Below are 7,152 nucleotides of genomic sequence, written 5' to 3' on the forward strand. Positions count from 1 at the left end.
TAACGGAAAGGTGGAGGAAGTGAACCATTACTACCCCTTCGGAGGTATGTTCCCCACCACCGGAAACATACAGCCTTACAAGTACAACGGAAAGGAACTCGACACACGGAAGGAACTCAACTGGTACGACTATGGGGTAAGGCATTATGACCCAGCTGTAGGAAGATGGCATGTGCAGGATCCGATGCAGGAGAAATATTCATATGTAAATAGTTACTGTTATGTTTGTAATAATCCTATCAAATTTATAGATGTAGAAGGCTTAAAGCCTCGTATGTATATTGAAACTCAGGGATTAGGACATACATTTATAACAACAGGTAATGGAGACAATACAACAGTATATACTTATGGAAGATATGGTGCAGTTTATAAAGATAAATCATCGGCTAATTCAACATCACCAATAGGTGAAGGCGTTTTAATAATATACAAAGGAACAGAAGCAAAAGAGTTTATCAAAGATCAAATCAATAATCGAAAAGCATCAGCTTTTGAATTTGCTAATGGCTCAGATTCTAAGGTCGATAGATTCTTTCAAGATAAATTCAATCAAAGTGATAAAATCCCATCTGGAAACAAAATAAAAAACAAGAGTAATGCAAGAGTTATTGATGAATATAATCTTCTGAATAATAATTGTACCACTTTATCTATAGAAGCTATTGAAAAAGGAGGCGGTGATGTATCTTTTTTAAAAGGTGAAATTGCTCCATTTAAAGCACTCCAAGGAGCATCAAAAGCTATTATTTGGGATAACATTAGAGCTTTATTCGGAAACGAAAGAAAAATAATATCTCTTAGTCCCGAAAAAATATTAAATGAATTTAAAACAGAGTAGTTACTAATACGAGGGTGAATTCCAACATTCACCCTCATAAATATTTAAAAATATGAAAAATGCAAGACTAAATAGAATTGTCTTATGGAGTTGGTTGGGGGTATCAAGTATTACATTCCTTTTTTTATGCTACAATTATATCAACTCATTAGATATAATATATTATCAAGTTTATGCTTGGCCTAAAACTCCTACTTTAACTTTTACTATGAATGAAATATCAAATAGTATTGCATCATATAAGCTGATACATGGAATAGCAATCTTATATACAATGATTTCTTTAATAATATTATTGTATCTTCTAAAATCACAGAACAATAATAATGATTAAGTATAGTTTAGAGTACGATTACGGGGCAAGGCATTATGACCCGGCTGTAGGAAGATGGCATGTGCAGGATCCGATGCAGGAGAAACGGATTGGTTTGTCTCCATATTGCTATACAAGTAATAATCCAGTCAACCGTATTGACCCGAATGGTATGCTGGATGATTGGGGAGAGGATGTGAAAACAAATAAAATAGAATGGAAAGACAATATAACATCAGCAAGCCAGACTCCGGAGGGGTATAGATATGTAGGTAAGAATGAGAAAGATATTCTGTATCATTTTAACTTACCGACTACGTATGATACAAAACAAGAGAAAGCTTGGAGTGGAGGAATTGATGGTGATGAAAAAATACCAATGGGGATAGCTCCACAAGGTGGACTCTCTTCCTCTTCTGGAAATCTGACAGTTTCTGCTAATGTTACCACAGATTCCAGTCAAGCAACTCAGGACAATGCTCAAGGAAAAGTATTTGAAGGAATAACATTTACTGCAAACCTTTCCCAACAAGCATTATCCTCAAATGAAAGCTATAGAAACATTTACTCGGGATGGTTCTCTGTTTTTTATGATAAAAAATACACAACTCCTTTAGTAAGACCCAAAGGAAATATCATATATGTAACCGGAACAGTTCCACGAACTGCAACTATTTCGATTCCGGCACAGAATCTAAATAGGAACAGCTATTTTAGTCATGCCGTAGTAGAAGCAGGTGCAACCAATAGCGGAGCATTATTTACCCAGTCCGTAAGAATGGAATGGAATTTGAAGTTAAACCCTTTATTTATACAACAAAAATGAAAGCATTATTACAAATATTATTGCTGACCGTTGCTTTTACAGGTTGTCAGAATCATGGAGCAAAAAAGGCAGACTTGTCATCTGCCGACTCTATATTGGTAGATTCTCTATTTAAGAAATACCAAAAAGAATCTAAGCAATATATTTTTATGTATCAAACAACTTCCCCCAAACATAAAGAGTATTTGGACTCGGCTCTCTATTTGGTAGAAGAAGCTATCGAAAAGGGGTATTCAAAACTCTATTATTTTGAATTAGGGAAATTAGGTATTTTAGCAGAAATGGGAGAATATGACAAGGCGGTTGAGTATGTATATTCCTTAAACAAATATGAATACATAAAAGACTATCCGTATTTAATCGTTATAAAAAATCGCTTTAAAGCAATGCAATGCCATGCCAAAAATGACAAGGAAGGTGAAAAGAAATATCTACATAAAATAGTTTCTATCATAAAAACCTACATTGATAAGCACAAAAAGGAAATCTTAGAATACTTACAATCAGATGACCCTCAAAAGCTATCAAAAGGAGATTACATGATGGCAGTTGCTACATATTGTCAATATACAATGTTATTATACGGAGAAGGAAAAGCTCAAAAAGAACTGGAAGAACTTTCATCTGCTATGTCATCTATAGCTAAACAGATTTTTATGTTTCCGCCAAAAGAAGATGACCTTAAAGGATTTTATGGATATTAGTATCTGCTTTTACCTCATAAAAGGAAAAAAGGAAATACAATAAAACATAATATTCTCATAAAGAGAGACTGTTTTCGAATAATTAAAATTTGAAACAGTCTCTCTTTTTATGAAACACTGCCAGTGATGCATCCAGGACAAGATGACCTCCATCGAAAGCCTGCTCTTCAAGGAGGAGCTGCACTATACGGAAGGAATTGCCCCCCTGCTACAACGGAAACCAGCTGACGAAAGTTACCGACAATGCAGCAAGTTCCGCATACAACAACGGCTTTGAATTCAAGGACGGGGCGGACAGGGAAACGGAATATATCTACGATGAAAACGGAAATCTTACCCAAGATTTGAACCGGAACATCAAGGATATTCAATATAATTTCCTAAATTTGCCGCAACGCATTGAGTTCGAAGACGGAAGTACGACCGAATACCTCTATGACGCCGACGGAAGAAAGCTCCGCACGGTACACAGGGCAGACGGAAAGACCACCACCACCGACTATGCAGGGAATTTGATCTATGAAAACGGGAACCCCATCAGACTGGTTACGGAATACGGATATGTATCCCTGCCCGACGGTATGTATCATTATTACCTGCAGGATCATCAGGGAAACAACCGCGTGGTGGCAGACCGGAACGGAAAGGTGGAGGAAGTGAACCATTACTACCCCTTCGGAGGTATGTTCGCCACCACCGGAAACGTACAGCCCTACAAGTACAACGGAAAGGAACTCGACACACGGAAGGAACTCAACTGGTACGACTATGGGGCAAGGCATTATGACCCGGCTGTGGGAAGATTTATCACATCAGACCCTTTATCTGAAAAAGATTATTCTGCCTCTCCTTATATATATTGTGGAAGTAACCCTATCAACCGAATTGATAAGGACGGAAAAATTTGGGAAACGGTATGGGATGCAGCCAGTTTATCACTTGGTATAAATAGCTTTTGGAAGAATATTAGTGAAGGAAGTTATGGTGCAGCTGCAATTGATGGTGCAGGTGTTGTAATAGATGCTGTAGCGGCTGCCATTCCATTTATACCAGGAGGCGCAGGAGCTGTTATTAATAGTGTTCGTGCCACAGATAAAATCTCGGATGTTGCAAAAAGCACAAACAGAGTAGGCAAGACAATAGAAAAAACAGAGGAGACTTCAAGAGCTGCTCGTAGAGATGTCATGCGAAAAGAGGGAATTCCAACCAGTACGCAACCCAAATCCCAATCAAAGAATGCCTCAGGAAGAGAATATACCTATGAAGTTCCTAAAAAGGGAGGAGGTACAGAATTAAAATCAGTACAACAACAGACACTGGACAGAAGCCATAAAGAACAGCCACATTGGGAAGCTGGAAAAATCAAAATGGATAAAGATATACCTCAATTTAATAAATACAATCGCCCTAAATTAAAAAGTGACAAAAGTAAAACCTATTATATTGATGAATAAAATGAAACTTAAAAATAATGAAACTTACGAACAAAAAAGAAGAAGATTATTTGGTAAAGTCAATTTCCTACCAGAGTATTTAAATACTCTAAGACGAATTCTAAAGACTGAAGTTACCACCAATCAACTATTGACCATCGTAGACACGGATGATTTTTTATCACGAAATAAATCTTGGCTATGTGTATACAAAGAAACAATACCCTTTGAAGACAAAAATAAATTAAAGGAAATTGTACACTCTATAGAACAGGATGAAAGTATACCATATCTCATTTGGTTAGACCAAAGTACATCTTGTGGATTATATATGATTCCCAATCTATCTGCTTTTAATTGGGATTTCAAGTTCGATGATGATCCAAATGGAATAATCAGCCTCATGAGAAGAGATGGTAAAAAAGAAATTGTATTAGACTTTTATGAAGAAGACAATCAAAATCTCTTAGATATTAAATTTAACATGAAAATACCATAAACATGCATTATTACATTAAAAGACCATAAAAAGGCAATACAAATATTATGATAGTAACACATATAAATATGTAAGAACTTATTTTAAAAAGAGACTGAATTCAAATAGCCAAAGTTTGAAACAGTCTCTTTTTTATAAACACTAATAATATAACGGAAACATCAGCAGCATCAGTTGGAAGGCAGGAGAGGAACAGACCACAAGAGGTTACAGGTTTACCTACGACGGACTGGACCGCATGAAAACAGCGGAATACGGAGAGGGGGAACGGCTTGCAGTCAACCCTAACCGCTTTAATGAGGAGGTTACCGCGTACGACAAGACAGAAAACATTCTCGGAATCAGACGAATGGGACAGACCGGAGCGCAGGAATACGGACTGGTGGACAATCTCGTACTGACCTACAGCGGAAACCAGCTGACGAAAGTTACCGACAATGCAGCAAGTTCCGCATACAACAACGGCTTTGAATTCAAGGATGGGGCGGACAGGGAAACGGAATATATCTACGATGAAAACGGAAATCTTACCCAAGATTTGAACCGGAACATCGAGGATATTCAATATAATTTCCTAAATTTGCCGCAACGCATTGAGTTTGAAGACGGAAGTACGACCGAATACCTCTATGACGCCGAAGGAAGAAAGCTCCGCACGGTACACAGGGCAGACGGAAAGACGACCACCACCGACTATGCAGGGAATTTGATCTATGAAAACGGAAAACCCGCCAGACTGCTTACCGGATACGGATATGTATCCCTGCCCGACGGTATGTACCACTACTACCTGAAGGATTATCAGGGAAACAACCGCGTGGTGGCAGACCGGAACGGAAAGGTGGAGGAAGTGAACCATTACTACCCCTTCGGAGGTATGTTCGCCAACAACGGAAACGTACAGCCCTACAAGTACAACGGAAAGGAACTGGACACGCGAAAGGGACTCAACTGGTACGACTATGGGGTAAGGCATTATGATCCGGCTGTGGGAAGGTTTATCACATCAGATCCTTTATCTGAAAAAGATTACTTTACCTCTTCTTATGTATATTGTGGAAGTAACCCAATCAATCGAATTGATAAGGACGGAAGAATTTGGGAAACGGTATGGGATGCAGCCAGTTTATCACTTGGTATAAATAGCTTTTGGAAGAATATTAGTGAAGGAAGTTATGGTGCAGCTACAATTGATGGTGCAGGGGTTGTGATAGATGCTATAGCGGCTGCCGTTCCATTTATACCGGGAGGCGCAGGAGCTGTTATTAATAGTGTTCGTGCCACAGATAAAATATCGGATGTTGCAAAAAGCACAAACAGAGCGGGAAAGGCAATAGAAAAATCTAACAATAATATTAAAATTGATATTGCGCCAGAAAATAAAATAGACCGTTCTTTATTAAACCCTCCATCAAAGCCAGGATTGGCTCCTACTTTCAAATCAGATGGGACTCCTGTTGAGATTCATCATATTAATCAAAATCCTAAAGGTCCATTTAAAGAAATGAGTAAACAAGAGCATCGTGGAAAAGGAAACTATAAGAAAAATCATTCAAATCATAATAAAGAAAGTCAAATAGATAGAAGTGAATTTAATAGAGCAAAAAAAGAATATTGGAAAAATGAATACGAACAAAAATGAAATGAAAAAGGAAGTTGATCTAATTATAGCAGAGTTATTAAGATTCTCACCTCACCTTTTAGAGATTAATAATCCTGTATTAGAGGAAGAAATCGCTCAGTTTGAATCAAAATTTAATTTACCTCTCCCTGAGGATTATAAATATTTATTAAGTATTACAAATGGATTTAGTTTGATGGGAGATGAAGTACTTGGCATTACAAATAATAAATATGATTTGGTGAACGCGTATCAATTTGAACATTACGAGGTGATAAACCCTCAATATGAATATCTGATACCTTTTAGTCCTGATGGCTTCGGAAATTCCTATTGTTTTGATACAAGAATAAGAACCAATCAAGGGTTCTCTAACGAAATTATCTTTTGGCAACATGACTATGAGTATAGCGAAACTGATTTGCCTGAAGTAACTAATAATAGCTTTATCGATTTCGTTAAAAATTGGATAATAGGAAATACCCTAAAATATTATGACTATAATGGTAACAATAAAATAATTGATAAATAAATAAACATATAGAATAAGGAATATGGTTATTGAAAATCAAGTTCCTAAAGTTTAAAGTTTTATTTAATATATCAAATAAAATTAGTTAAGGTATCACCTTTTCAACAATCTTATTTCTTATTCTATAATTAAGTCTAATATTAAATCACAAATAAATTAGAACTTTAATGTAATCCTGCCAATATGCTACTTATCAAGTATAATGGCAGGATTCTTTAGTATATCCGGAGAAGCCGGAGGACAGTTCCGCACCGAAGCTGAAGCAGAAACCAGAGCCTACTATGCAGACTCACTTCGCTCCGGGATGACGCCCACCGACTTCCCCTATGCCGAGACGGTATTCGAACAAAGCCAGCTCGACAGGATACTCGAACAGGGAGCGC

7 protein-coding genes and 1 pseudogene are annotated in these 7,152 nt (G+C 37.2%); all 8 read left to right on the forward strand.

What is annotated here, in order from left to right:
* Nucleotides 1–841, forward strand: an 841-nt coding sequence (locus tag WKT12_RS16085) for an RHS repeat-associated core domain-containing protein (RefSeq protein WP_340320300.1), incomplete at its 5' end; no start/stop codon positions are given.
* Between the two features lie 326 nt (nt 842–1,167).
* Nucleotides 1,168–1,980 carry an RHS repeat-associated core domain-containing protein gene (locus WKT12_RS16090; protein ID WP_340320301.1) on the forward strand — a complete coding sequence of 271 codons (813 nt, stop codon included), beginning with the start codon at nt 1,168–1,170 and terminating at the stop codon, nt 1,978–1,980.
* Nucleotides 1,977–2,684, forward strand: coding sequence for a hypothetical protein (locus WKT12_RS16095; RefSeq protein WP_340320302.1), 708 nt, complete (start codon nt 1,977–1,979; stop codon nt 2,682–2,684). Before WKT12_RS16090 ends, WKT12_RS16095 begins: the two co-directional genes overlap by 4 nt.
* A gap of 209 nt (nt 2,685–2,893) precedes the next feature.
* Nucleotides 2,894–4,138 (forward strand): annotated as a pseudogene (locus tag WKT12_RS16100) (RHS repeat domain-containing protein); the annotation flags it as partial.
* The gene (locus tag WKT12_RS16105; RefSeq protein ID WP_340320303.1) at nt 4,131–4,616 is read left to right on the forward strand and encodes a hypothetical protein; all 486 of its coding nucleotides are present in this window, start codon (nt 4,131–4,133) and stop codon (nt 4,614–4,616) included. The pseudogene WKT12_RS16100 and the gene WKT12_RS16105, both read left to right, overlap by 8 nt.
* 238 nt (nt 4,617–4,854) lie before the next feature.
* Nucleotides 4,855–6,258, forward strand: coding sequence for an RHS repeat-associated core domain-containing protein (locus tag WKT12_RS16540; protein ID WP_445323151.1), 1,404 nt, complete (start codon nt 4,855–4,857; stop codon nt 6,256–6,258).
* Between the two features lies 1 nt (nt 6,259).
* Entirely contained in the window at nt 6,260–6,769 is a 510-nt protein-coding gene (locus tag WKT12_RS16120) for an SMI1/KNR4 family protein (protein ID WP_204483353.1), read from the forward strand.
* Between the two features lie 202 nt (nt 6,770–6,971).
* A partial coding sequence (locus WKT12_RS16125; RefSeq protein WP_340320304.1) for a DUF6443 domain-containing protein occupies nt 6,972–7,152 on the forward strand: 181 nt, incomplete at its 3' end.

The organism is Phocaeicola sp. HCN-6420 (assembly GCF_037890145.1).
Classification (GTDB): Bacteria; Bacteroidota; Bacteroidia; order Bacteroidales; family Bacteroidaceae; genus Phocaeicola.